At 67.8% G+C, this 22952-nt stretch carries 24 protein-coding genes; 12 read left to right on the top strand and 12 right to left on the bottom strand.

The window, feature by feature from the left end; translation table 11 throughout:
• Window positions 1-20: 20 nt before the first annotated feature.
• A complete protein-coding gene (gene mutL, locus AVKW3434_RS11900) occupies window positions 21-2015 on the bottom strand; it encodes a DNA mismatch repair endonuclease MutL (RefSeq protein ID WP_284406005.1) in 1995 nt (664 codons plus the stop codon).
• An 82-nt stretch (window positions 2016-2097) separates the two neighbouring features.
• Here mutL and AVKW3434_RS11905 point away from each other — a divergent pair, with 82 nt between their 5' ends.
• Window positions 2098-2742: a DedA family protein gene (locus AVKW3434_RS11905; protein WP_272568021.1), complete on the top strand. Its 645-nt coding sequence runs from the start codon at window positions 2098-2100 to the stop codon at window positions 2740-2742.
• A gap of 57 nt (window positions 2743-2799) precedes the next feature.
• Here the strand turns inward: AVKW3434_RS11905 and AVKW3434_RS11910 are convergent, their stop codons facing one another.
• The 5 genes from AVKW3434_RS11910 to tsaE all read right to left on the bottom strand — a co-directional run bounded on the left by AVKW3434_RS11910 (window position 2800) and on the right by tsaE (window position 6747).
• A complete protein-coding gene (locus AVKW3434_RS11910; RefSeq protein WP_284406006.1) occupies window positions 2800-3777 on the bottom strand; it encodes an alpha/beta fold hydrolase in 978 nt (325 codons plus the stop codon).
• 221 nt (window positions 3778-3998) lie between these two features.
• Window positions 3999-4226: a YMGG-like glycine zipper-containing protein gene (locus AVKW3434_RS11915; RefSeq protein ID WP_272551696.1), complete on the bottom strand. Its 228-nt coding sequence runs from the start codon at window positions 4224-4226 to the stop codon at window positions 3999-4001.
• Window positions 4227-4405: 179 nt separating this feature from the next.
• On the bottom strand, window positions 4406-4738 hold the full coding sequence (locus AVKW3434_RS11920; protein ID WP_284406007.1) for a cupin domain-containing protein: 333 nt from the start codon (window positions 4736-4738) through the stop codon (window positions 4406-4408).
• Window positions 4739-4786: 48 nt separating this feature from the next.
• Entirely contained in the window at window positions 4787-6235 is a 1449-nt protein-coding gene (locus tag AVKW3434_RS11925) for an N-acetylmuramoyl-L-alanine amidase (RefSeq protein ID WP_284406008.1), read from the bottom strand.
• Window positions 6232-6747, bottom strand: coding sequence for a tRNA (adenosine(37)-N6)-threonylcarbamoyltransferase complex ATPase subunit type 1 TsaE (gene tsaE / locus AVKW3434_RS11930; protein WP_284406009.1), 516 nt, complete (start codon window positions 6745-6747; stop codon window positions 6232-6234). Before tsaE ends, AVKW3434_RS11925 begins: the two co-directional genes overlap by 4 nt.
• A gap of 12 nt (window positions 6748-6759) precedes the next feature.
• Here tsaE and queG point away from each other — a divergent pair, with 12 nt between their 5' ends.
• The 3 genes from queG to AVKW3434_RS11945 all read left to right on the top strand — a co-directional run bounded on the left by queG (window position 6760) and on the right by AVKW3434_RS11945 (window position 9056).
• Complete coding sequence (queG, locus tag AVKW3434_RS11935; protein ID WP_284406010.1) at window positions 6760-7845, top strand: tRNA epoxyqueuosine(34) reductase QueG; 1086 nt, start codon at window positions 6760-6762, stop codon at window positions 7843-7845.
• Window positions 7846-7942: 97 nt separating this feature from the next.
• Window positions 7943-8302, top strand: coding sequence for a CidA/LrgA family protein (locus AVKW3434_RS11940; protein WP_284406011.1), 360 nt, complete (start codon window positions 7943-7945; stop codon window positions 8300-8302).
• A gap of 10 nt (window positions 8303-8312) precedes the next feature.
• On the top strand, window positions 8313-9056 hold the full coding sequence (locus AVKW3434_RS11945) for an LrgB family protein (RefSeq protein ID WP_284406012.1): 744 nt from the start codon (window positions 8313-8315) through the stop codon (window positions 9054-9056).
• Window positions 9057-9081: 25 nt separating this feature from the next.
• Here AVKW3434_RS11945 and AVKW3434_RS11950 read toward each other — a convergent pair whose 3' ends face one another.
• Window positions 9082-9987 (bottom strand): AEC family transporter, encoded by a 906-nt coding sequence (locus tag AVKW3434_RS11950; RefSeq protein WP_284406013.1) that lies wholly within the window; start codon window positions 9985-9987, stop codon window positions 9082-9084.
• A gap of 61 nt (window positions 9988-10048) precedes the next feature.
• A complete protein-coding gene (locus tag AVKW3434_RS11955; RefSeq protein ID WP_284406014.1) occupies window positions 10049-10969 on the bottom strand; it encodes a LysR family transcriptional regulator in 921 nt (306 codons plus the stop codon).
• A gap of 186 nt (window positions 10970-11155) precedes the next feature.
• Here AVKW3434_RS11955 and pyrB point away from each other — a divergent pair, with 186 nt between their 5' ends.
• The 5 genes from pyrB (at window position 11156) to AVKW3434_RS11980 (ending at window position 16181) form a co-directional block, all read left to right on the top strand.
• A complete protein-coding gene (gene pyrB, locus AVKW3434_RS11960) occupies window positions 11156-12193 on the top strand; it encodes an aspartate carbamoyltransferase (protein WP_284406015.1) in 1038 nt (345 codons plus the stop codon).
• Window positions 12187-12936 carry a sulfite exporter TauE/SafE family protein gene (locus tag AVKW3434_RS11965; RefSeq protein ID WP_284406016.1) on the top strand — a complete coding sequence of 250 codons (750 nt, stop codon included), beginning with the start codon at window positions 12187-12189 and terminating at the stop codon, window positions 12934-12936. The genes pyrB and AVKW3434_RS11965 overlap by 7 nt, the downstream gene beginning before the upstream one ends.
• Before the next feature lie 232 nt (window positions 12937-13168).
• Window positions 13169-14131, top strand: coding sequence for a tripartite tricarboxylate transporter substrate binding protein BugE (locus AVKW3434_RS11970; protein WP_284406109.1), 963 nt, complete (start codon window positions 13169-13171; stop codon window positions 14129-14131).
• A gap of 78 nt (window positions 14132-14209) precedes the next feature.
• Window positions 14210-15109: a site-specific tyrosine recombinase XerD gene (gene xerD, locus AVKW3434_RS11975; RefSeq protein ID WP_284406017.1), complete on the top strand. Its 900-nt coding sequence runs from the start codon at window positions 14210-14212 to the stop codon at window positions 15107-15109.
• Between the two features lie 79 nt (window positions 15110-15188).
• Window positions 15189-16181 carry a Bug family tripartite tricarboxylate transporter substrate binding protein gene (locus AVKW3434_RS11980; RefSeq protein ID WP_284406018.1) on the top strand — a complete coding sequence of 331 codons (993 nt, stop codon included), beginning with the start codon at window positions 15189-15191 and terminating at the stop codon, window positions 16179-16181.
• Window positions 16182-16241: 60 nt separating this feature from the next.
• On the opposite strand, the gene AVKW3434_RS11985 is transcribed toward AVKW3434_RS11980, so the two are convergent.
• A complete protein-coding gene (locus AVKW3434_RS11985) occupies window positions 16242-16694 on the bottom strand; it encodes a nuclear transport factor 2 family protein (protein ID WP_284406019.1) in 453 nt (150 codons plus the stop codon).
• Window positions 16695-16795: 101 nt separating this feature from the next.
• Between AVKW3434_RS11985 and AVKW3434_RS11990 the strand changes: the two genes are divergently transcribed.
• The gene (locus tag AVKW3434_RS11990) at window positions 16796-17755 is read left to right on the top strand and encodes an AraC family transcriptional regulator (RefSeq protein WP_284406020.1); all 960 of its coding nucleotides are present in this window, start codon (window positions 16796-16798) and stop codon (window positions 17753-17755) included.
• 50 nt (window positions 17756-17805) lie between these two features.
• Here the strand turns inward: AVKW3434_RS11990 and AVKW3434_RS11995 are convergent, their stop codons facing one another.
• From AVKW3434_RS11995 to AVKW3434_RS12005, 3 genes are all read right to left on the bottom strand, one after another.
• Window positions 17806-19089 carry an EAL and HDOD domain-containing protein gene (locus tag AVKW3434_RS11995; RefSeq protein WP_284395463.1) on the bottom strand — a complete coding sequence of 428 codons (1284 nt, stop codon included), beginning with the start codon at window positions 19087-19089 and terminating at the stop codon, window positions 17806-17808.
• Window positions 19090-19166: 77 nt separating this feature from the next.
• Complete coding sequence (locus AVKW3434_RS12000) at window positions 19167-20432, bottom strand: EAL and HDOD domain-containing protein (RefSeq protein ID WP_284406021.1); 1266 nt, start codon at window positions 20430-20432, stop codon at window positions 19167-19169.
• A gap of 105 nt (window positions 20433-20537) precedes the next feature.
• On the bottom strand, window positions 20538-21341 hold the full coding sequence (locus AVKW3434_RS12005) for a ferritin-like domain-containing protein (protein WP_284406022.1): 804 nt from the start codon (window positions 21339-21341) through the stop codon (window positions 20538-20540).
• Between the two features lie 48 nt (window positions 21342-21389).
• Between AVKW3434_RS12005 and AVKW3434_RS12010 the strand changes: the two genes are divergently transcribed.
• Both AVKW3434_RS12010 and hslO read left to right on the top strand, forming a co-directional pair.
• Complete coding sequence (locus AVKW3434_RS12010; RefSeq protein ID WP_272568047.1) at window positions 21390-21914, top strand: gamma carbonic anhydrase family protein; 525 nt, start codon at window positions 21390-21392, stop codon at window positions 21912-21914.
• 28 nt (window positions 21915-21942) lie between these two features.
• Window positions 21943-22932, top strand: coding sequence for an Hsp33 family molecular chaperone HslO (hslO, locus tag AVKW3434_RS12015; RefSeq protein ID WP_272568048.1), 990 nt, complete (start codon window positions 21943-21945; stop codon window positions 22930-22932).
• Window positions 22933-22952: the final 20 nt, after the last annotated feature.

Below are 22952 nucleotides of genomic sequence, written 5' to 3' on the forward strand. Positions count from 1 at the left end.
TGGCCTGCGGCGCCGGGGGGTCAGCGTCCGCGCAGGAAGAGGGCGTCCAGCTCGCGCATGGACAGTTGCCGCCAGGTGGGGCGGCCGTGATTGCACTGGTCGGACCGGTCGGTGACTTCCATCTGGCGCAGCAGGGCGTTCATTTCGTCGAGGGTGAGCCGGCGGTTGGCGCGGACGGCGCCGTGGCAGGCCATCGTACCCAGAATTTCATTGCGGGCGCGCTGCACCACGGTGCTGGCGTCGTGTGCTGACAACTCCGCGAGCACGCTGCGTGCCAGTTCCACCGCATTGCCCTGGGCCAGCGAGGTGGGTACGGCGCGCACGGCCAGCGTCTTCGGGGAGAAGGGGGCGATCTCCAACCCCAGCATCGACAGCGTGTCGGCCTGGGCCTCGGCCGTGGCCACTTCCTGCGGCGTGGCGGCGAAGGTCGCCGGGATCAGCAGCGGCTGGCTGGCGATGCGCTCGCTGCCGTCCACCTGCGCCTTGAGCCGCTCGTACACGATGCGTTCGTGCGCGGCGTGCATGTCCACGATCACCAGACCGTGGGCGTTCTCCGCGAGGATGTAGACGCCTTGGATCTGCGCCACGGCCCGGCCCAGGGGCCAGGCCGGCGCGTCGTCGTCCGGCGCGGGCGGCGCAGGCGTCACGTCGGCCGCTGAAGAGGGGGTGGTCTGCGGGGAGGGGGGCGGAGTCCAGGCAACGGTGCCGGCCGCCGCGGCGCCGGCTGCGCCGGCATGGCCCCATTCGGCGCGCGGCTCCTGCACGCCGGCCGGGAAGGCGCCGTCTTGTGCGCCGACGCCGGGCCCCTTGGGCGATCCCCACAGCGCCTGCAGGTCGGTTACCCGGTGGCCGACCACGGGCTCATCGAACCGGATCGCCGCCTGCGCCTTCCAGCTGGGCGCCATCCCGGGAGCGGGCGCCGGGGCGGCCTCCCCTGGCGCCGTCTCGGTGGCGCCGCTCGCGGCGAGTGCCTGGGCACGGGGCACGGCCAGGGCGTTCTCCACCGCATGGAGCACGGCCTGGTGGACCTCGCGGCTGTCTCGAAAGCGCACCTCGATCTTGGTGGGGTGCACGTTCACATCCACCCGCAGCGGGTCGATGGCCACGTACAGCGCATACACGGGCTGCTTCTGCCCGTGCAGCACGTCCTCATAGGCGGCGCGCGCGGCGTGCGTGAGCACCTTGTCGCGCACGAAGCGGCCGTTCACGTAGCAGAACTGCTGGTCGGCGCGCGAGCGGGCCGCATCCGGCAGGCCGGCGCGGCCGGTCACCGTGATGGCGCCGTGGCGGTGGCGCACGGCGACCGATTCCGCGAGGAAGTCCTCTCCCAGCACGTCGGCCAGCCGCCGGTCGAGCGCCTGCTGCAGCGCGCCATCGGACTCGTCGCCAGCGGCCAGGGTGGCGCGCCACTGCTCGACCAGCTTGCCTTCGTGCCAGATGGCGAAACCCACATCGGGCCGGGCGAGCGCGTGGCGGCGCACGGCCTCGATGCAGTGGGCCAGCTCGGTCGCGTCGGTCTTGAGGAATTTGCGCCGCGCCGGCGTGGCGAAGAACAGTTCCTTCACTTCCACCGTCGTGCCCTGGCTGCGTGCGGCGGGCCGCAGCTCGCCGCTGCGCGCATCCAGCAGAAAAGCGCTGGCCTGCTCCGCGGTGCGCGACAGCAGGGCCATTTCCGACACCGAAGCGATGGCTGCGAGCGCCTCGCCGCGAAAGCCCATGGTGGCCACGGATTCGAGGTCGTGCAGATTGGTGATCTTGCTGGTGGCGTGGCGCCGCAGGGCGATCGGCAGTTCTTCCTGAGGGATGCCGCTGCCGTCGTCTTCCACCGAAATCAGCCGCACGCCGCCGGCCAGCAGGCGCACGGCGATCTGGGTGGCGCCGGAGTCGAGCGCGTTGTCCACCAGCTCGCGCACGGCGGAGGCGGGCCGTTCGACCACCTCGCCGGCCGCGATCTGGCTGATGAGTTCGTCGGGCAGGTCGCGGATCGGTCGGCGCAGGGTGGGCTCTGTGGTCATTGCCCGGCATTCTAGGCAGTGCGGTTAGAGTACGCGCCGCATTGGCAATCCCGCCATCCCACTTTCCTCAGAAGGTCCGCCCTTGGAAATCATCCAGTTCCTGATCGACTTCATCCTGCACGTGGACAAGCACCTGGCGGCCTTCGTCAGCGCCTACGGCCCGTGGGTGTATGCGTTGCTGTTCCTCATCGTCTTCGTCGAGACGGGGGTGGTGGTGATGCCGTTCCTGCCCGGCGATTCGCTGCTGTTCATCGTCGGTGCGCTGTGCGGTGCGGGGCTCATGAACTTTCCGCTGGCCTGCGCCGTGCTGATCGCGGCGGCCATCCTCGGGGACCAGTGCAACTACACCATCGGGCGCTATTTCGGGCCCAAGGTGTTCCAGTGGCCCGATTCGCGCTGGTTCAACCGGCGCGCGTTCCAGCAGGCGCACGACTTCTACGAACGCTACGGCGGCGTCACCATCGTGCTGGCGCGCTTCATGCCCTTCATCCGCACCTTCGCGCCCTTCGTGGCCGGCGTGGCCGAGATGGGCCGGGCGAAGTTCACGGCGTTCAACGTGGGCGGTGCGCTGCTGTGGGTGCTGGGCATCTGCACGGCGGGCTACTTCTTCGGCAACTTCCCGTGGGTGCAGGCCAATCTGGACAAGATCATCTGGGCGCTGATCCTGGTGCCGGGCCTGATCGCGCTCTACGGCGGCTGGCGCGCCGGCCGCCAGAAAACGGCATGAGCGGGAGCCGGGGGCACCGCGCCCCCCTGCTCTCCGGATGCCCGAGCGAATGCGCTGTCAGCGCATCGTGCGGTCCAGCCACTGCAGCAGCTGGCGGGTGACGAACTCCGGGTTGTCCAGGTTCGAAATGTGGCCGGCCTCGGGAATCACCACGGCATCGCAGCCGATCACCTCGGCCATGGCGTGCATCTCGTGCGGCGGGCGGGGAATGTCCTCGTCGCCGCACATGAGCAGCGTGGTCTGGGGGCGGAGCGCAGCCAGCCGGTCCATCGCATCGGCGCGGCCGAAGATGATGCGGCCCAGCGGCACCACCGATTGACGCAATCGATCGGGCGCCATCGCCGCCAGGCTGCGGCCGAACGCGGCGGGGCGGGGGCTCGAGGGATCGGTGCCGGGCCGAAAGAAGATCGGCACGATGGCATCCACCAGCGGCTGGGTGATCTGCCCGCCGGCCTCGATCGCATCGAGCAGGCCGAAGTAACGCAGGCGCGTGGCCTCGGGCTCGGCCCCGAGGTAGGTGTCCATCATCACGAGGCTGCGAACCCGCTCCGGCGCCTTCAGCGCCAACTCCGCCCCCCACATGCCGCCGACCGAGAGGCCGACCACGGCGCATTCGCGGACGTGCAGGGCGTCGAGCAGTTCCAGCATCTGCGCCGCCAGGCCTTTCAGGTCCTGCGTGTCGGCGGGCAGCGGCCCCGACGCGCCGTGGCCCCACAGGTCGGGCGCGATGACCCGGAAGTGGCGCGACAACGCCTGGATCTGGGGCGTCCACATCGAAGAATCCCACAGGTAGCTGTGCCCGAGCAGCACGACCGGGCCCCGGCCAAGATCCTGGTAGTGCAGGTGGCAGCCTTGCGATGTGGTGAATCGCTTCTTGGCTGCAGCGCTCGCCGCATCCGCCGTGCCGTTCGCCAGGGCACTGCCCGAAGCGATGGCGGCGGGTATGGCCATCAGTTGCAGCGCGGCACGGCGGCGGCTCAGCGCAGGCTCGGGCGAAAGAGGTTCGTTGGCGGAGGCCAGGGACGACGGGCGCATGGAATGCATTCTGCAGAGTGGAACAAGCCAAGAATGTTAGCTGCACCCACGCGCTTTAAATGTACTAAACCGTATCGGTTAGTGGCGAGACGCTTTACCGTTTTGCATCCGTGCTTTGAGAGGCGCTCCGCCTGGCACCCACGCAAAAACGCCCGCAGGGCACCGGGGCCCTGCAGGCGTTTTGTGATCGGAAGAATGGGAGTTAAACCATCCCCGTGAGATCAGCGGCGGCGTTGATCGCGGTCTTCACCGAGTTCGTGGCCGACCAGCGCGCCGGCACCGGCACCGATCACGGTCGCGGTGGTGCCACCGACGGCACTGCCCAACACGCCGCCGGCCACGGCGCCTACGCCGGTACCGATCTGTGCATTGGTGGGGTTGGAAGAGCAGCCGACGAGGCCGAGTGCGGCTGCGACAGCGGCGGCGGAAACGAGATGGCGGTAGTTCATGACTTGGCTCCTGGTATCTGTGAGGGCATGGGATCCGGACAGGGCAGCGATCCGTTCAAACCGCTGCATTTGCCTGTCCCAACCCATGCCTGCACTATCGCCCCGGCACCGCGCCTGCGGTGTAGGCAGGCGAGGCCGCCTGCTGTAGGAGGTGCCCCACCTGACCGCGGCGCTGCCGATCAGCCCGGGGCCAGGCAGATGGTCACGAGAAGCGAGGCATCGCTCACCGCGCGCAGCGAATGCGCAGCACGGGGCTGCAGGTGCACGAAGTCGCCCGGGCGCAGCAGGCGCGCCCCGCCGGCGGTGTGGAATTCCGCCTCGCCCTCCAGGCACTGCACGGTGATCTCGCCGGGCGTGTCGTGCTGGCGCAAATCCTTGCCGGCCGCCAGCACGACGCGGATCACTTCCAGCTGGGCGGCCTTGATGATGGCGGTGGTGGCGGCGCCCGCCAGCCGGTCGCCCAGCGGGCTCAGGCTGACGACTTCTCCGGAACGTGCGTGGTGCAGGGCCATGGGGTTCTCCTCGTGGTTTCAGGTCACGCTCGCAGGCCCGCCGAGCCGTCAGACGGACCGGCTGCGTGCCAGCGGCGGGTTTTTGGCGAAGTATCGCGTGATCCCTCGCATCAGCGCGTCGGCCAATTGCTGCTGGTAGGCTGCGGTGCGCAGCTTGGCCTCTTCCTCGGGGTTGCTGATGAAGGCGGTTTCCACGAGAACGCTCGGAATGTCCGGCGCCTTGAGCACGGCAAAGCCGGCCTGCTCCACGCGCGGCTTGTGCAGTTTGGCCATGCTGCCGATCTCGCCCAGCAGCACGCTGCCGAGCTTCAGGCTGTCGTTGATCTGCGCCGTGGTGCTCATGTCCAGCAGGGCGCTTTGCACGTGCCGGTCCTGCACGCGGACGTTCAGGCCGCCGATGAGGTCGGACTGGTTTTCCTTGTTGGCCAGCCAGCGCGCGGCCGAGCTGGAGGCGCCGCCCTGGCTCAGCGCGAACACACTGGCGCCGCGCGCCGCGGGCGTGGTGAAGGCGTCGGCGTGGATGCTCACGAACAGGTCGGCCTGCACGCGCCGGGCCTTGTCCACCCGCACGCCCAGCGGCACGAAATAGTCGGCGTCGCGGGTCAGGAAGGCCCGCATCGGGTTGCCGCCGACCGTGGTGGCGTTGATGCGGTCGCGCAGCAGGTGCGCCACCTTGAGCACGATGTCCTTCTCGCGCGTGCCGCCGGGGCCGGTGGCGCCGGGGTCTTCACCGCCATGGCCGGGGTCCAGCGCCACGATGATGAGCCGGTCGGTCGCCTTCGCGATGGCGGGCGCGGCCGGTGCCGGCGATGGGGCGTGCGGCGGGGTGGGAGCGGCAGCGGCCGCTGCCACGGCCGGCGGTGGCGCGGCGGGCGCGGCCGGGGCGGGCAGGCCCACCGGCGGGGGCGGCGCGCCGGGGCGCTGGATCTGCTGGGCGATCAGCTCACCCAGCGGATCGCCCGCCGTGCCGGGTTTGGCGGCGGCGACGTTGGGCAGGGGCGCGGTCGGCGGCACTTCGCGCAGGCGCTCGGCGATGAGGGCCTCCAGCGGGTCTTCGGGCTCGGCCGGGTACAGGTCGAACACCAGCCGGTGCTGGTAGGCCGCGATCGGCGGCAGCGTGAACACCTGGGGCAGGGCGGGCCGCTTGAGGTCCAGCACCAGCCGCACCACGTTGGGCGCGTTCTGGCCCACGCGGATGCCGGCGATGTTGGGGTCGTCCGCCTTCACCTTGGCCACCAGTTCGCGCAACTCGGGGTTCAGGTCGATGCCTTCGATGTCCACTGCCAGGCGGGGCGGTGTGGTCACGAAAAATTGCTTGGCCACCAGCTGGCGGTCGGATTCGATGGTGACGCGGGAATAGTCCTGCGCCGGCCAGACGCGCACGGCCAGGATGCTGGCACCGCGTGCGATCTGCTGCGTGCCCAGCAGCAGCACCAGCGTGCCGGCCTGAAGCAGCGACCGCCGGCTGGGTGGATGGGGAGGTGGCGCTTCGCTCATGCCTTCGATCCTTGTGCAAGGGTGCGGCCCGATGCGGTGCGGGCCTGCAGGGTGACGTGCCGCTCGCCATCATCCCCTGCTTCAATGTGTATAGCAAGGTCTTCAACGGGGATGAGCGCGGCAGCCTTTTCGGGCCATTCCGCGATCTTGAGTCCCGGCCCCGCGAAGATGTCGCGAAAGCCCGCGTCTTCCCACTCGCGCGGGTCGTTGAAGCGGTAGAAGTCGAAGTGCCAGATGGACAGCCCCGGTGCCTCGTGCGGCTCCACCACGGCATAGGTCGGGCTCTTGATGCGGCCCTGCACGCCGAGCGCACGCAGCAGGTGGCGCACCAGCGTGGTCTTGCCGGCGCCCAGATCGCCGTGCAAGGTGATGAAGGCATTGGCGATCGGCGCTTGGGCGGCCAGCCGGGCGGCGAAGGCGGCGGTGTCTTCCTCGCTCTCCCAGCGCAGAGCGATGGGCGTGTCCGCGGGGGGGCTTTCTACAATCCGGGGGTGATGTTCAGCAGCAGTCAACTCGTTCCTCAAATGCAAGGCTGGGCCCGCGAATTGGGATTCTCCCAAATCGGCGTGGCCGGTGTGGATTTGTCGTCCGCAGAACCGGGGTTGATGCAGTGGCTGGCGCAAGGGTTCCATGGCGACATGCATTACATGCAAACCCACGGCCTGCGCCGCGCCCGGCCCGCTGAACTCGTGCCCGGCACCGTGAGCGTGATCACCGCGCGCATGGACTACCTGCCGCGCGACACGCCAGCCGGGCCGGCGCACGGCGCGCCGGGCGCCGGCCCCGGCTGGCAGGCCGTGGAGTTTGCGCGGCTGGAGCGCCCATCCGAAGGCATCGTCTCGGTGTACGCCCGGGGGCGCGACTACCACAAGGTGCTGCGCCAGCGGCTGCAGAAGCTGGCCGACCGCATCGGCGAGGCCGTGGGGCCGGTCGGGCACCGGGTGTTCACCGATTCGGCGCCCGTGCTGGAGGCGGAGTTGGCCAGCCGCAGCGGGCAGGGCTGGCGCGGCAAGCACACGCTGGTGCTCAACCGCGAGGCGGGCTCCATGTTCTTTCTGGGCGAGATCTATGTGGACATGCCGCTCGAGCCCAGCGCGCCCGTGACCGCGCATTGCGGCAGTTGCCAGGCGTGCATCGACGTGTGCCCCACGCAGGCCATCGTCGCGCCGCACCGGGTGGACGCCCGGCGTTGCATCTCTTACCTCACCATCGAACATGCGGGGCCGATTCCCGTCGAACTGCGCCGCCCGATGGGCAACCGCATCTACGGCTGCGACGATTGCCAGCTCATCTGCCCCTGGAACAAGTTCGCGCAGGTCAGCGGGCTGCCCGATTTCGACGCACGGCCCGGCCTGGGCGGGCAGCAGCTCGCGCACCTGTTCGCCTGGGATGAGCCCACCTTCCTGCGCATGACGGAAGGCGGCCCCATCCGCCGCATCGGCCACGAACGGTGGCTGCGCAACGTGGCCGTGGCGCTGGGCAATGCCCTGCATGCCACGGGCGACGCCGGCATCGAAGCCGCGCTGCAGTCCCGCGCCGCCGACGCCAGCGCCCTGGTGCGGGAGCACGTCGCCTGGGCTTTGGAGCAAAAACGGCCTCCAGCGCAATAAGTACTAGGGCATTTTGCTATTAAATAAATAGCATTCACCTGCGGCAAAACGCCCGGGTGCGGGCGGGCTGCGGCTGGCCGACAATACCGGCCTGCCCATGATCCAAGCCCTGTGCCTTCTCATCGCCTTCCAGTTGCTCGGAGAGGCCACGGTGCGCCTGACGGGCTGGCCGTTGCCGGGCGCCCTGGTCGGCATGCTCTGGCTGCTGGCCTGGCTGGCCTGGCGGCGGCGCGTGCCCGAAGCGCTGGCCACCACCGCGTCCACCCTGCTGCAGCACATGATGCTGCTGTTCATCCCCACCGTCACCGGCGTGATGGTGCACTTCGGCCGGGTGGCGGACGAGTGGAAGCCCTTCCTCATCGCCTGCATCGTCGGTGCGGCGGTGACGATGGCCGTGACGGCGCTCACCCTGCATTGGCTGCTGGCGCGCGGTCGGCGCGCGGGTCCGCCGGCATGAGGGCGCCCGCATGACGGACTCCTCTACCGGCCTGGCGGCACTGAGCGCGCTGGAGCGCTCCCCGCTGACCTGGCTCACGCTCACGCTGCTGGCCTACCTCGCGGCGCTGTGGCTGTACCGGCGCAGCGGGCACAACCCGTTCCTGCTGCCCGTGCTCACGGCCGTGGTGGGCATCGTGTGCGTGCTGCTGGCGCTCGGCGTGCCGTACCCGGTGTACTTCGAGGGTGTGCAACTGATCCATTTCTTCATCGGCCCGGCCACGGTGGCGCTGGCGGTGCCGCTGTACGGGCAACTGGGCCGGATCCGGCAGATCTGGCGGCCCGTGGCGATCGCGCTGCTCGCCGGATCGGTGGCCGCCATCGGGTCGGCCGTGCTCGTGGCGTGGGCGCTGGGCGGGTCGATGCAGACGCTGATGTCGCTCGCGCCCAAGTCGGCCACCATTCCCATCGCGACTGCCGTGGCCGAGCGGCTGGGCGGTATCTCATCGCTGGCGGCGGTGGCCGTGGCGGTCACCGGCATCGCCGGCGCGGTGATGGCCGGCCCGCTGCTGCGCGCGCTGCGGCTCGATGGCGACCCGATGGTGCGCGGCTTCGCCGTGGGGCTGACGGCGCATGCCATCGGCACGGCGCGCGAGTTGCAGACCAACGCCACTGCCGGCTCGTTCGCCGCGCTGGCCATGGCGCTCAACGGCATCGCCACGGCGCTGCTCATGCCGGCGATGGCCGCGCTCCTGCACTGGGCCGGCGTGTGGTGAGCGGCCCGTGGGCCGCATGGGTTTGTCAGCGCAGCACAGCGAGCGCGAAGGGCAGGCTGATCACCCCCAGCACCGTGGACAGCGTCACCAGCCCGGCCACGTAGGGCCCGTTGTAGCCCATGCGGGCCGCGAGCACGTAGCAGGTGGATGCGGTGGGCAGGGCGGAGAAGGCCATCAGCACCGTGGTCTGCACTGCGTCCAGCCGCAGCAGCCGCGCCATGCCGAACGCGATCACCGGCTGCACCAGGTGGCGGATCGCCAGCACCGATGCCGACAGCAGCTTTCCGCGCGTGAGCAGGCCGAACTGCATGCCTGCGCCGGCTGCCATGAGTCCGAGCGCGAGCGACGCCGCGCTGATGCGGCTCACCGTGGGCTCCATCCACACGGGGATGTGAAAGCCCAGCAGGTTGGCCGCCAGCCCCGATCCGGTGGCCACGATCAGCGGGTTGCGCAGCAGCTCCTTGAAAAAACCGTGCTGGCCCGCGCGCGCCATAGGCCACACCGCGGCCACGTTGAACAGCGGCACGCACACGCCGATCAGCACGGCGATGAGCAGCAGGCCCTGCGGGCCCGCCAGCCGTTCGGCCAGCGCCAGGCCCATGAAGGAATTGAAGCGGAACGCCACCTGCGCGCTGGCCGCGTGGTCGCGCGGGTCGATGCGGCCACGCAGGCCGGGCAGCCGCGGCAGGCTGTAGGCCAGTGCGATGCCGACCAGGCCCGTCGCCACGCCGGCACCGATCAGCCCCGAGGCCTCGCCGATCTGGATCGGGCTTTTGACGATGGACTGGAACAGCAGGATGGGAAAGAGCAGGTAGTACACCAGGCTTTCCACCGGTTGCCACACGGTGCGGTTGAGGGCCGTGTAGCGGCAGACCAGGTAACCGCACAGGATGAGGGCAAAGTCGGGGAGGAGGAGCTGCGCGTAATTCACGGCCCGCAGGATACCGCGCGGCCCGCCCCGATGGCCGCCGGGGCCGGGCGTGGGTGACGCCTCAGGGACCGGGCCGCGCCGCGGCCCTGCCGCCCTCGACGATGGCCTCGATCACCTTCTGCAGCCCCCGGTTCATGGGCTTGTCATGACGGGTGATGAGGGCCTGGGTGCGGTACAGGGGCGGGTCCAGCGGCCGCAGTTCGAGGTCTTCATGGCGGCGGCTGTGGCCCGACAGCGCCATGCGCGGCAGGATGCCGCAGCCCAGGCCCGCTGCCACCATCGCCTTGATGGCCTCCACGCTGTCGAACTCCATGACGGGCGCGGGCGTGGGCAAGGTGCCGCCGGCGCTCAGCCAGTCGTCCACGATCCCGCGCGTGCTGCTGCCGGTCTCGAACTTCACCAGCGGGTGCTGGTTCATCATCTGCGCGGTGACCGCCCGCGGCCAGTGGCAGGTGCCCCGGCGGCAGATGGCCATGAGCTCGTCCTCCAGGATCGGGACCACGGCGACCGCGCGCGAAACGATGGGCAGCGTGACGATGGCGGCATCGATCGAGTTGTCCTCGATGCGGCGCACGTAGTCCTCCGTGTTGCCCGTGCTCACGAGGATGCTGAGCGACGGAAAGCGCTTGCGCAGGTCCTGCAGGATGGGTGGCAGCAGGTACAGGCACGAGGTCAGGCCCGTGCCCAGCCGCACGCGCCCCGTCACCCCGGCCGAGTGGAAGGTGGCAGCGCTCACGGCATTGGCCACGGCGGCCGTCACATGCGGCACATGGGCCAGCAGATCCGCGCCGGCGGAAGTGGGGCCCACGCGGCGGCCCACCCGCTCGATGAGGCGCACCGACAGGCGGCGCTCCAGATTTCTCACCTGCAGGCTCACCGCGGGTTGGGTCACCCCCAGCCGTTGCGCCGCAGCAGAAAAACTCCCCAATTCCAGCACCAGCGCGAAGGTCCGTAATTGATCGAGATCCAAGGTACGTTCCATAGGCTTAGCTTATGTTTTGTATAAGACGGCAAATCTTCACTTATGGATTGAATGCCGTCAATATTCATCCTGTGCAAAAACTCCAGAGACTTGAATAAAAGCCGGGAGGGAGGAGCAAGCTGCTATCGGTGCGCATTGGCGCACCGATAGCGCCTTGTGTTTGTCGGCTGCAATGATTGATGGCGCATGGCCTCAAAAAACCTGATATCCATCGAAGACCTTTCGCGCAGCGAAATCGAGACGCTGTTTTCCGATGCCGACGACATTCGGCGGTTTCCCGGAGAGTTCGGAAATGCGCTGGCCGGAAAGATCGTCTTCACCCTGTTTTGCCAGCCCAGCACGCGCACGCGGCTGAGTTTCGAATCCGCGGCCTACCGCCTCGGCGCGCGCGTGCTGAGCGTTTGCGACATGCACAGCACCCGCCAACCCCTGGGCGAAAGCCTACTCGATACCACCCGCATGGCGGGCTACTACTCCGACGCGCTGGTCGCGCGGCACGCCGACCATGGCGTGATGGAACAGATCAAGGCCACCCTCGACGTGCCTTTGATCAATGCCGGCGAAGGGCTCGCGCGGCACCCTACCCAGACCCTGATCGACCTGTACACTGCGCGCGAGCATTTCGACACCCTCGATGGGCTGCGCGTGGGGCTGGTGGGCGGCCTGCGCTACTCGCGTGCGGTGAAGTCACTGCTGGTCGGCCTCGGGCAGTTCCGAGACGTCGAACTGCATGCCGTCGATGCCGCCAGCGAAGCCGACGACGGCAGCCCTTTGCCGGCCGACCTCGCCGCCGCGGCGCGGCGCCCCATCCATCTGCACGATTCGGTGCAGGCCATGCTGGGCCATGTCGATCTGCTGTACGTCGTGCGCGTGCAGCGCGAGATGTTCAGCGACGCTGCGCTGTACCAGCGCCAGCTGGACAAATGCCGCGTGCACCGCGCGCTGCTGGCCAGGGCGCCACCGTGGCTGGCGGTGATGCATTGCCTGCCCCGCACGGACGAGCTGGACACCGATGTGGACCCGACCCCGCAAAACAAGTATTTCCTGCAGGCCGCGTACGGCGTGCCGCTGCGCATGGCCGTGCTGCGGCGCTACATGACGCAGCCGCAGGGCGGAGGAAGCGGCGGCAGTGGCGGTGGTGGCGCCAGGGGATTGGCTGCGGATGCGCTGTCGCGCCGCGCGATCGACGTGCTCAGCAACGACGAGTTGTCCCTCGCATGGTGATGCTCTGCGCAATGGCCCTGATGGGGCTCGTTGTGGGTGGCGTGGCCGTGACGGTCGGAGGGGGCGTCACCATCGGTGTGCCGTTGCTGCTGCTGATGGGGCATTCCGCCGCCGCGGCCATCGCCACCGTGAAATTTGCGCTCGTGGGCTCGTTCTTCACGGGTACGCTGGCCCACCGCCGGGCCGTGGCGGCCCCGGTGCGCATTCCCTGGGTGCTCTGGCCCCTGGCGGTGGCGGGGTCCGTGATGGGCTCGCTGATCGTCACCGGGGTCGATGACCGGGTGCTGCGCATCATCGTCGCCGCCATGATGGCCGTGGTGCTGTGGATCACCTACCGGACGGATTTTTCCGCACGCACCGCCACCCCGGCGCCGGCCGCACGTCTGCCGCTGGCCGGCATCGCCACGGTGTTCGCGCTGTGCGTGTATTCGGGCTTTTTCGGCGCGGGCTTCGGCACCTTTCTCATCTTTGCGCTGATGCATTTTTTCGGCCTGTCGTTTTCCGACAGTGCCTCGGTGATGACGCGCCTCAACCTGCTCGTGGTGGGCTCGTCCGTGACGACGTTCATCACCCATGGCGCGGTCGATTTCCAGTGGGGCATTCCGCTCTTCATCGGCTGCGCCCTGGGCGGTGTGATGGGCGCCTGGGTGGCCCGGGTGCTGTCGCCCGAGCGCATGAAAACCGTCTTCCTGGCAGGCACGATGCTGGTCGGCGTCAAGCTGATCTGGGACGCGATGGTGTGATGCCGGACCGTCTTCCATCCACGGTCCGCCCAGCCTTTCCCCCTCACTTGCAAGGAGCAACGCCACCCCCTCAACGACGGCACTGAACCCTTCTCCTGCCAACGGGAACCGCCCTTGCGCGTGCGGGAAATCCCTCACTGTGGACTGCCATGCGGACCACGATCGGCGCGCGTCAGCGATTAGGATGCACACCATCGTTTTCATCGTGTTCAAGCAGTACAAGGAGACTTCTATGCAGCGCCGAAACTGGCTGGGTCTGGCCGTCCTCGTGGCCGCGGGCAGTGCCATGGCCCAGAGCTATCCCACCAAACCGATCCGGCTGGTGGTGCCCTTTGCTCCGGGGGGAACGACCGACATCATCGCCCGCGTGATCTCCGATCCGCTGTCGCGCGCGCTGGGCCAGCCCGTGATCGTGGACAACCGGGCGGGTGGTGGTGGCGTGGTCGGCGCGGCCGAGACGGCCAAGGCGACGCCGGACGGTTATGCCCTGGGTATCGCCACCGTGTCCACCACGGCGGCCAATCCGGCGATCAACCCCAAGACGCCCTACAACCCGCTGACGGACTTCACGCCGATCATCAACATCGCCGCGACGCCCAACATCATTGCGGTGAACCCCAGCTTTCCAGCCAAGGACTACAAGAGCTTCGCCGCCGAGATCAAAAAGGTGCCGGGCAAGTATTCGTACTCGTCGTCCGGCACGGGTGGCATCGGCCATCTGCAGATGGAGCTGTACAAGAGCCTGACCGATACCTTCGTCACGCACATTCCCTACCGCGGCGCGGGCCCGGCCTTGAACGATACGGTGGCCGGCCAGGTGCCGATGATCTTCGACAACCTGCCTTCGGCGCTGGCCTTCATCAAGGATGGCCGCCTGGTGCCCATCGTGGTCGCCGCGCCCCAGCGCGTGGCCGCGCTGCCCAATGTGCCCACCTTCAAGGAAGTGGGCCTGGAGCCGGTGAACCGCATGGCGTACTACGGCATCCTGGGCCCCAAGAACCTGCCCAAGGACGTGGTGGACAAGATCAACGCCGGCGTGCGCAAGGCGCTGGAAGATCCGGCCGTGCGCAAGCGCATCGAGGACACCGGCTCGATCATCATCGGCAACACGCCCGAGCAGTTCGCCGAGCAGATCAAGGCCGAGTTCGAGGTCTACAAGACCGTGGTGCAAAAGCAGAAGCTGTCGCTCGACTGAGCCAGCGCTCCGCAGCGTTCTCTGACCAGGCCCGCCGGCACCGCCCGCGGGCCTTTTCTATCGTGCTATGGTTTTGCGATGCTGCCCGAAAGCCAGACCTCCATCGACACCTTCATCGACGCGCTGTGGCTGGAGGACGGCCTCTCGCGCAACACCCTGGCGGCCTACCGGCGCGACATGACGCTGTATGCGCAGTGGCTGGCGGAGCAGCCGTCTGCGCTGGCCATCGACGGCACGCAGGAACACCACCTGCAGGGCTACTTCGCGGCGCGCCATGCGCAGACCCGGGCCACCTCGGCCAATCGGCGCCTGACCGTTCTGCGCCGCTATTTCCACTGGGCCCTGCGCGAGCGGCGCATCGTGGCCGACCCCACCGTGCGGCTGCAGGCTGCGCGCCAGCCGCTGCGCGTGCCGAAGACGCTCTCGCAAGCCCATGTGGAGGCCTTGCTGCGCGCCCCGGACACCGGCCACCCGTTGGGGCTGCGGGACCGCGCCATGCTGGAGCTGATGTACGCCAGCGGGTTGCGCGTGACTGAGCTGGTCACGCTCAAGACCTTCCAGCTGGGCCTGCGCGAAGGCGTGCTGCGGGTGATGGGCAAGGGCGGCAAGGAGCGGCTGGTGCCCTTCGGCGACGAGGCGGCGGCATGGCTGGAGCGCTACCTGGGCGAGGCGCGCGCGGCCATCCTGGGCGGGCAGCAGACCGATGATCTTTTCGTGACGCAGCGCGGCGCGGGCATGACTCGGGCGATGTTCTGGGTCATCGTGAAAAAGCAGGCGCATGCGGCGGGCATCACCGTGCCGCTGTCGCCGCACACGCTGCGCCATGCCTTCGCCACGCACCTGCTCAACCACGGGGCCGACCTGCGCGTGGTGCAGCTGCTGCTGGGGCATGCGGACATCTCCACCACCACCATCTACACCCACGTGGCGCGGGAGCGGCTCAAGGCCCTGCACGCGCAGCACCACCCCCGCGGATAGGCCGGCACCGGGGAACCGATGGAAGGCCCTGCAGGGCGCGGACAATCGCGGTTTCCTTTTGCGCACCCGGAGTCTTCGCATGACCGATCTTTCCCGCCGGCAATGGATGCTGGCTGCCAGCTGTTCCTGGCTCTCGACGTTGCCGTTCGCTGCCCATGCCCAGCAGGCAGCCGCCTGGCCGTCCCGCCCCATCCGCATCGTCGTGGCCTATCCCGCCGGCGGGGTGAGCGACGTGGTCGCCCGGGCCCTGGGCGACAAGCTGTCGGCCCAGCTGGGCACTTCGGTGGTGGTGGACAACAAGGCAGGAGCGGGCGGCTCCATCGGCATGGATGCCGTGGCCAAGGCAGCGCCGGACGGCTACACGCTGGGCTTTTCGTCCATCAGCCCGCTGGTGCTGAACCCGCACCTGGGCAAATCGCCGTTCGATCCGGCCAAAGACATCGCGCCGGTGGCCAGCGTGATGGTCTCGCCCGTGCTGCTGCTGGGCACGCCCGCCAGCCAGGCCAAGGATTTCCGCCAGTTGCTCGCCACCGCGAAGGCGCAGCCAGGGGCGGTGCGCTGGGCCACCTCGGGGCTGGCGTCGCTCGGGCACATCATGCTGGAGCAGATCATGCAGTCCACCCAGGCGAAGATCACGCATGTGCCTTACAAGGGCGGTGGCCAGCAGCTCAACGATGCGCTCAGCGGGCAGTTCGAAGTGCTGTCCACCAATGCCGGGCCCGCGGTGATGCAGCACATCCAGGCCGGCAAGCTGCGCGCGCTGGCCGTGGGTTCACCCGCCCGGCTCGACACCTTGCCCGACGTGCCCACCCTGGCCGAACTGGGCATTCCAGCCGCCAACGTGAGTTCGCTGTTCGGCGTGTTCGCGCCGGCGCGCACGCCGGCTCCGATCCTGGAGCGTTTGAATGCCGAGATCAACCGGGCCCTGGCGTTGCCTGACTTGCGCGCCCGGCTCGAAGCCACCGACAACGTGCCCCAAGGGGGCAAGGCGGCCGACTTTGTGCGGCAGATCGCCGAAGAGTCGCAGAACAACGCACGCATCATCCGCGCGGCGGGCATTCAGATGAACTGATGCGAGTGTCAGCAGGAGGTGGCGGGCTCGTTTGGCTGAGCATGCGCGACGCTCACTCCGCTACGCAGCTGCACGCGGGCCGGTAGAAGGATCGCGAACGGCGCTTTCTGGTTCATTCTCCGTGCCGCGTCCCCAGAACAAGTCTTCTTGAGCTGGATCGCTGGAGAAGAGACGAACTTCGGCGATCTGGCTGTTCTCGATGCGGATCAGATCGACCCCCGGCTGCTTCATCTTGACGCCGTTGGCCTCGCCAGCGAACTCCAGCGTCACGGCAACCCAGTCGCCATTGGCCATGTAGTGACTGGCGTGGGTGATCGTGAAGGTGCCTTTGGAGATTTCCATCATCTTGCCCAGCATCGGACCGACTTGCGCCATGCCGCGATGCGTTCCGGAAAACTGATGATTGCCTGGCTGGTGCCAGATCACATCGGGAGAAATCAGTCGGCTCAATGCCGTCTGATCGCCCGTCTGGACCGCGTGAATATAGGCCTTGGAAATGTCGATGCCAGTCATGAAAAATCACCTTTCAATAAGATATGAATGGTGATTGTTGGACAAAATAAGGCCTATTGCCCGATGATATTGGGACAATAAATGGTATTTTTTGGACATTCATGCAAAAGGCCAGACAAGTGATGCCGAAGGTGGCGAGTGTTCCGAAAGGAATGGTCAATGCGGGTATCCCGCGGCTGAAGTACGACCCCACGGCGCCCTACCGGCTCGATCTGGAGGTCTATCCGGCGGGTGATCTATGGCGCCGCGGCGGCAAGGAAAAAGTGCAAACGACCCATCGCTACGACTTTTTCATGCTGGTGTGCATCACGCAAGGAGAGTGCGTTCAATGGGTGGATTTCCAGCCGTTTGCCTGCGAACAAGGAACGTTTCTGACTCTTCGACCAGGGCAGGCCCATAACCTCGGGAGCGATGAAGACTGGGAGGGTTGGATCGTCCTGTTCCGTTCGGAGTTTGCGATGCCCGTAACTGCTGCATCCGGCGACCCCGCGCTCGTGTCGGATCGGGTCGGGTTGCCGGAAAAGCTGCTTCTGGACCAGGATCAGTTGAGAACGGTGAGTCGCTCGATTCAGCAGATGTACGAGGACGCGCACCTCGAGGCTTCCCTCGATCACGTCCACGCTCTGCTGCGCCATCAACTTCACGCCCTGCTGGCACGATTGAGCCTTCTGAAAGGAAAGCAGCGGCCGTTGTATGAGCCGCCGGTTTCCGCCGCGTCACAGCGCTTCCAACGGTTTCAGGCGCTGGTTGAAGAGCGCTTTGCGAATTGGCACCAGGTGGCCGATTACGCCAGCCACCTCGGCTATACAGAAAAGAGTCTGGGCCGGTCTTTGGCTGCCGCTACAGGGATGACCGCCAAAGGGTGGATCGCAGCACGGATCAATCTCGAAGCCAAGCGGCTGCTGGTGCACACGGACTTGCCCATTGGCGCCATTGCCGACAGGCTGGGCTTTGACGAGGCGACCCACTTCACCAAATTCTTCAAACGCGAAGTGCGCTGTTCTCCTGCGGAGTTTCGGCGCAGGCAACGGGGTGAAAGCCCACTGTTACACGCTGGTTAGAACGTGGAACCAGCCCCGGCCCGGCCTGGACCGACCGGGGGCCTTGCCGCTCACTCGCCCAGGCTTTCCGCCCAGGTCAGCGCCTGCAAGTGGGCCCAGTTCACCTGCCGGTTGGACAGGTGCAGCGCATCGGCCGAGCGGGCGAACGCTACCTCGTCGCCGCTTTCGCACGCCTTGGTGAGTTCGAGGAACGGCGCGAACACGCCGGTGTTGTGCAGCAGCGCATCGATCACGGGCTGGGGCAGGGCGACGGAGTCGAGCGCCTTTTCCAGCGGAACGCCCAGCATGGTGTCCAGCAGCGAGAACACGCCGACCACGAAGGCGTTGTCGCATTCCTCGGGCGGCAGCAGTTCGGCGGCGAGCAATTCCATGAGGCGGCCGCGCACCACGGCGGTCTGGCCCACGGCGGGCGGAGAGCCGCCAGCGCGCGAGGTGGTCATGAGCAGCGCCGCCCAGCGGAACAGCTTCTTGAGCCCCAGGATCATGACGGCGTGCCGGAACGAGGTGACCTCGCACGACAGCCCGAAGCCCGACGAGTTGATGAACCGCAGCAGGTTGAAGGACAGCGTGGGGTCCTTCTTGAGCAGCTCCTCGATCTCCGCCGTGCTGGCCTGCTTTCGCACCAGGTTGATGAGCTGGATGATGGTCGCCTGCGAAGGCCGGATGGTCTGGGCCTTCACCAGCGCGGGCTGGGCGAACCAGTAGCCCTGGAACAGCTTCACGCCCAGGGCGGACATGCGCTCGTGCTGCTCGGCGGTCTCGACCTTTTCGGCCACCAGCGTGGCCTTGGAGTTGGCGCGCGCGAACTTCACCAGGGGCTCGGCCAGTTCGGCCCGGAACGCCTGCATGTCCAGCTTGACGAAGGCCGCCAGCGGCAGCCAGCTGGCATAGGTGCGGCGCAGGACGTTCTGGTTGAAGGCGAGGCGAAAGCCCCGCGTGCGCAGGCCTTCGAGCGTGGACACGCGCCCTTCGATCTCCTCGGCCGTGGCGCCGTCGGCCAAGGGCGGCACTTCCAGCACCACCTTTTCGGGGTGGATCAGTTCGAGGTGGCCGCCGGCCAGGCTTTCGTGCGTGCAGTTGATGAACACCGTCTTCTTGCCCACCAGGGCCTCGGTGCCCGCATACGACAGGGCATTGAAGAGCAGGGCGGCATCGCTGGCTGCGGTGTGGGCATCGGAGGCGGTGGAACGGTCGAACAGCTCGTAGCCGAAAACGGCACGCTGCTCATCCACGATCGCCTGGCGCGCAATGATCGCCAGGTTGCTCGAGTCCTCGTCTTCCCCTTGCGGGGCGGTGTTCTCGAAAGCCGGTACGTTGTCTGAGTTGCTCGACATGGAGGGTCTGCGTCAGTGAGTGGGATGAATTCGGTGACCTTACCACCAGAGCCGTACGCTGTCGCCCACTCTGGGGCTCATTCCGTCAACTGGTCCGCCCAGGCCAGGGCCTGCAAATGGGCCATGTTGATCTGTTGGCTGGACAGCTGCAGCGAACTGGCGGCCTGATCGAAGGCGGCGTCGTCGCTGGATTCACAGGCTTCGGCCAGCCGCAGCAGTTCGCCCAGGGTGCCGGCGCGGTGCAGCAGGGCCTCCGACACGGTACCGGGCACGTGCAGCAGCCCCACGGCGGACTCCATCGGCATGCTCAGCATGCGGTCGAGCATCGAGAAGATGCCCACCACGAAGGCCTGATCGGCGTCTTCCTGCGACATGGTTTCCAGGGCCAGCAGCTCCATCAGCCGCCCGCGCACCACGGCCGTGTGGCCGACGGCGGCGGAGATGCCGCCTGCGCGCGAGGCGGTGAGCAGCAGCGCGGCCCAGCGGAACAGCTTCTTGAGCCCCATGAGCATCACGGCCTGCCGGAACGAGGTGATTTCGCGCGAGAGTCCGAAACCCGAAGAATTGATGAGCCGCATCAGGTTGAAGGCCAGGCCCGCGTCCTTCTTCAGCACTTCCTCGATCTCGTCCGTGCTGGCCTGCTGGCGCACGAGGTTGATGAGCTGGATGATGCTGCTTTGCGCCGGGGTGAGCAGCTTGGCCTCCACCAGGGAGGGGCGGGAGAACCAATACCCCTGGAACAGCTGCACGCCCTTGCTGGAGGCCATGTCGTACTGCTTGGCCGTCTCCACCTTCTCGGCGATCAACTCGGCCTTGGAGTGCCGCCCCGCGTATTTGATGAGCACGGCCAGCTGGTCGGGCGCCAGCACGGACAGGTCGAGCTTGATGTAGTCGGCCAGCGGCAGCCACGGCGCATAGGCCGATTCCAGCACCGTGTGGTTGAAGGCCAGGTGGAAGCCCCGTTCGCGCAGGCCCGACAGGATCGGCAGCCGCGTGCTCACCTCTTCGGCGGCCGCGTGGCCCAGGGGCGGAATCTCCAGCACGACCTTGTCGGGATCGACCAGCTCCAGGTGGCCGCCGGACAGGCTCTCGTGCGTGCAGTTGACGAAGATGAGCTTCTTGCCCACCAGCTCCTCGCTGCCGGCGTGCGACAGCGCGGTGAACACCAGGAACACGTCCGTCGCCGCCGTATGGCCATGGCCGGAGCGCGAACGGTTGAAGAGTTCATAGCCCACCACGGCCTGCTGCCCGTTCATGATCGCCTGGCGGGCGATCATGGCGCCGGCAGGGCTGCTCTCGGGGGCAATGGACGGGGAATTGCCGGCGACAGGCGTGTGGGGCATGGATGGCGAACTGAAAGCGATCGGTGAAGGGGCCGCGTCCCTTCGGCAAAGGGGCTGCGGGGCTTGGACGCATTGTAGGAAAGAACGGCTGCCCACGCGGGCGGGTCAGCCATGCTGCAGCCACTCCATTTCGGCATCGCTGAACCCCGCCGCACGGCGTGCCTCGGCGTTGAAAGGCGGTTTGAGGCGTGGCGCCTCGTAGCGCCGGACCAGCAGGGCGTAGTGCGCCAGCGGGTCCAGCCCTTCCCGATCGCACAGGAAGCGATACCAATGGTTACCAATCCCCACATGCCCGACCTCCTCGCGCAGGATGATGTCCAGGATGTCCACGGCCGCCAGCGCGTCGGCGGTGCCCACCTGCCGCAGCTTGCGCTGGATGAGCGGGGTGGCGTCCAGGCCGCGGGCTTCGAGCGTGCGCGGCACCAGGGCCATGCGCGCGACGATGTCACCCGCGGTCTTCTCGCACATGGTCCACAGGCCCTGGTGGGCGGGAAAATCGCCGTAGTCGTGCCCCATGCTTCGCAGGTGGTCTCGCAGCAATCCGAAGTGCTTGGCCTCTTCGGCCGCCACCCGCAGCCAGTCGAGGTAGAAGGCCGGCGGCATGCCGTCGAAGCGCCAGACCGCGTCGAGGGCGAGGTTGATGGCGTTGAATTCGATGTGCGCGATGGCGTGCATCAGCACCGCGCGGCCCTCGGGCGTGGCGGGCGAGCGGCGCGCCACCTCGGTGTGGCGCAGCAGGGCGGGCCGCTCGGGGCGGCCGGGCAGGGCAGCGGGGTCGATGGGGCCCTGCGGGCCGTTCGCGGCCACGCCATGGTCGGCCGCACGCGCGTGCAGGTCCAGGGTGGCGGCGGCTTTGGCCTGGGGGTCTGTCAGGCACAGGGCCTCGAGGGCACGTTGGCGAAGGTCCATCCCTACAATTCTAGGATTCGGCCCTGCTGACAAAAAAAGGAGACCTGGATGGCGCTTTACGAACTCGATGGCATTTCTCCCCGCACCGCGCCGTCGGCGTGGGTGGCGGACAGTGCCGAAGTCATCGGCCACGTCGTGCTGGGCGAGTCGTCCAGCATCTGGTTCGGGGCCGTGCTGCGCGGCGACAACGAGCCGATCACCATCGGCGCCGGCACCAATGTGCAGGATGGCAGCGTGCTGCACTCCGACCCCGGCCAGCCGCTGGTGCTGGGCGAGCGCGTGACGATCGGCCACAAGGTCATGCTGCATGGCTGCACGGTGGGCGACGAGTCGCTCATCGGCATCGGCGCGGTGGTGCTCAACGGTGCGAAGATCGGCAGGCATTGCCTCGTCGGCGCCGGCGCGCTGGTGACGGAGGGCAAGGAGTTTCCCGATGGCTCCATGATCATCGGCAGTCCCGCGAAGGCGGTGCGCCAGCTCTCGCCCGAGCAGATCGAGGGCCTGCGCCGGAATGCGCAGACCTACATCGACAACGCCCAGCGCTTTCGAGCCGGGTTGCGCAAGCTGGCTTGAGCGGCGCCAACATTTCAGGAAAACCAGGGTGTCTGAACTCCACAAGTTTCTTTTCGATGGCCTGCCCGTGCGCGGCATGATCGTGCGCCTCACCGACGCCTGGACCGAGATCCTCGCGCGGCGCGCCGGCAACACCACCTCCGGCGCCTATCCGCCGCCCGTGCGCGAGCTATTGGGCGAGATGGCCGCGGCCGGCGTGCTGATGCAGTCCAACATCAAGTTCAACGGGGCGCTGGTGCTGCAGGTCTTCGGCGACGGCCCCGTCAAGCTGGCGGTGGCCGAGGTGCAGTCGGACCTCAGCCTGCGCGCCACGGCCTCGGTGAACGGCGAAGTGCCGGACGGTGCCCGCCTGAGCGACATGGTGAACGTGGGCGGCGGCGGGCGCTGCGCCATCACGCTCGATCCGAAGGACCGCCTGCCGGGCCGGCAGCCTTACCAGGGCGTGGTGCCGCTGCATGGCGACCACCACGAGAAGATCGAAAAGCTCAGCGACGTGCTGCAGCACTACATGCTGCAGTCCGAACAGCTGGACACCACGCTGGTGCTGGCCGCCGACGACCAGGTGGCCGCCGGCCTGCTCATCCAGCGCATGCCGATCAAGGGCGAGGGCAACCTCGCCGGCGAGTTGACCCACCGCGAGAACGAGGACCAGATCGGCCACAACGAGGACTACAACCGCATCGCCACCCTGGCGGCCAGCCTGACGCGCGACGAACTGCTGGGCCTGGACGTGGACACCATCCTGCGCCGCCTGTTCTGGGAAGAGAAACTGCTGCGCTTCGTCCCCCAGCAGGGCGTGGACGGCCCGCGGTTCGCCTGCACCTGCAGTCGCGAGCGCGTCAGCAACATGCTGCGCAGCCTGGGGGTGGAAGAGGCCGAGAGCATCCTCGCCGAGCGCGGCGACATCGAGGTGGCCTGTGAGTTCTGCGGCCAGCAGTACCGCTACGACGCGGTGGATGCGGCGCAGATCTTCACCGAGCCCGGCAAGCAATTGCCGGGGCCGTCCAGCGTTCAATAGCCGCCGGCGGCAAGGCTCGC

This window comes from Acidovorax sp. SUPP3434 (genome assembly GCF_030159015.1).
Lineage (GTDB): Bacteria > Pseudomonadota > Gammaproteobacteria > Burkholderiales > Burkholderiaceae_C > Paracidovorax.

Coding starts and splice junctions, on each gene's coding strand:
- AVKW3434_RS11955 (WP_284406014.1), bottom strand. CDS start 10,969: ATGGAACGTACCTTGGATCTCGATCAATTACGGACCTTCGCGCTGGTG.
- mutL (WP_284406005.1), bottom strand. CDS start 2,015: ATGACCACAGAGCCCACCCTGCGCCGACCGATCCGCGACCTGCCCGAC.
- AVKW3434_RS11915 (WP_272551696.1), bottom strand. CDS start 4,226: ATGAACTACCGCCATCTCGTTTCCGCCGCCGCTGTCGCAGCCGCACTC.
- AVKW3434_RS12010 (WP_272568047.1), top strand. CDS start 21,390: ATGGCGCTTTACGAACTCGATGGCATTTCTCCCCGCACCGCGCCGTCG.
- AVKW3434_RS11990 (WP_284406020.1), top strand. CDS start 16,796: ATGCAAAAGGCCAGACAAGTGATGCCGAAGGTGGCGAGTGTTCCGAAA.
- AVKW3434_RS11940 (WP_284406011.1), top strand. CDS start 7,943: ATGATCCAAGCCCTGTGCCTTCTCATCGCCTTCCAGTTGCTCGGAGAG.
- xerD (WP_284406017.1), top strand. CDS start 14,210: ATGCTGCCCGAAAGCCAGACCTCCATCGACACCTTCATCGACGCGCTG.
- AVKW3434_RS11980 (WP_284406018.1), top strand. CDS start 15,189: ATGACCGATCTTTCCCGCCGGCAATGGATGCTGGCTGCCAGCTGTTCC.
- AVKW3434_RS11945 (WP_284406012.1), top strand. CDS start 8,313: ATGACGGACTCCTCTACCGGCCTGGCGGCACTGAGCGCGCTGGAGCGC.
- AVKW3434_RS12000 (WP_284406021.1), bottom strand. CDS start 20,432: ATGCCCCACACGCCTGTCGCCGGCAATTCCCCGTCCATTGCCCCCGAG.
- AVKW3434_RS12005 (WP_284406022.1), bottom strand. CDS start 21,341: ATGGACCTTCGCCAACGTGCCCTCGAGGCCCTGTGCCTGACAGACCCC.
- AVKW3434_RS11995 (WP_284395463.1), bottom strand. CDS start 19,089: ATGTCGAGCAACTCAGACAACGTACCGGCTTTCGAGAACACCGCCCCG.
- pyrB (WP_284406015.1), top strand. CDS start 11,156: ATGGCCTCAAAAAACCTGATATCCATCGAAGACCTTTCGCGCAGCGAA.
- AVKW3434_RS11965 (WP_284406016.1), top strand. CDS start 12,187: ATGGTGATGCTCTGCGCAATGGCCCTGATGGGGCTCGTTGTGGGTGGC.
- AVKW3434_RS11985 (WP_284406019.1), bottom strand. CDS start 16,694: ATGACTGGCATCGACATTTCCAAGGCCTATATTCACGCGGTCCAGACG.
- AVKW3434_RS11920 (WP_284406007.1), bottom strand. CDS start 4,738: ATGGCCCTGCACCACGCACGTTCCGGAGAAGTCGTCAGCCTGAGCCCG.
- AVKW3434_RS11925 (WP_284406008.1), bottom strand. CDS start 6,235: ATGAGCGAAGCGCCACCTCCCCATCCACCCAGCCGGCGGTCGCTGCTT.
- AVKW3434_RS11910 (WP_284406006.1), bottom strand. CDS start 3,777: ATGCGCCCGTCGTCCCTGGCCTCCGCCAACGAACCTCTTTCGCCCGAG.
- AVKW3434_RS11970 (WP_284406109.1), top strand. CDS start 13,169: ATGCAGCGCCGAAACTGGCTGGGTCTGGCCGTCCTCGTGGCCGCGGGC.
- queG (WP_284406010.1), top strand. CDS start 6,760: ATGCAAGGCTGGGCCCGCGAATTGGGATTCTCCCAAATCGGCGTGGCC.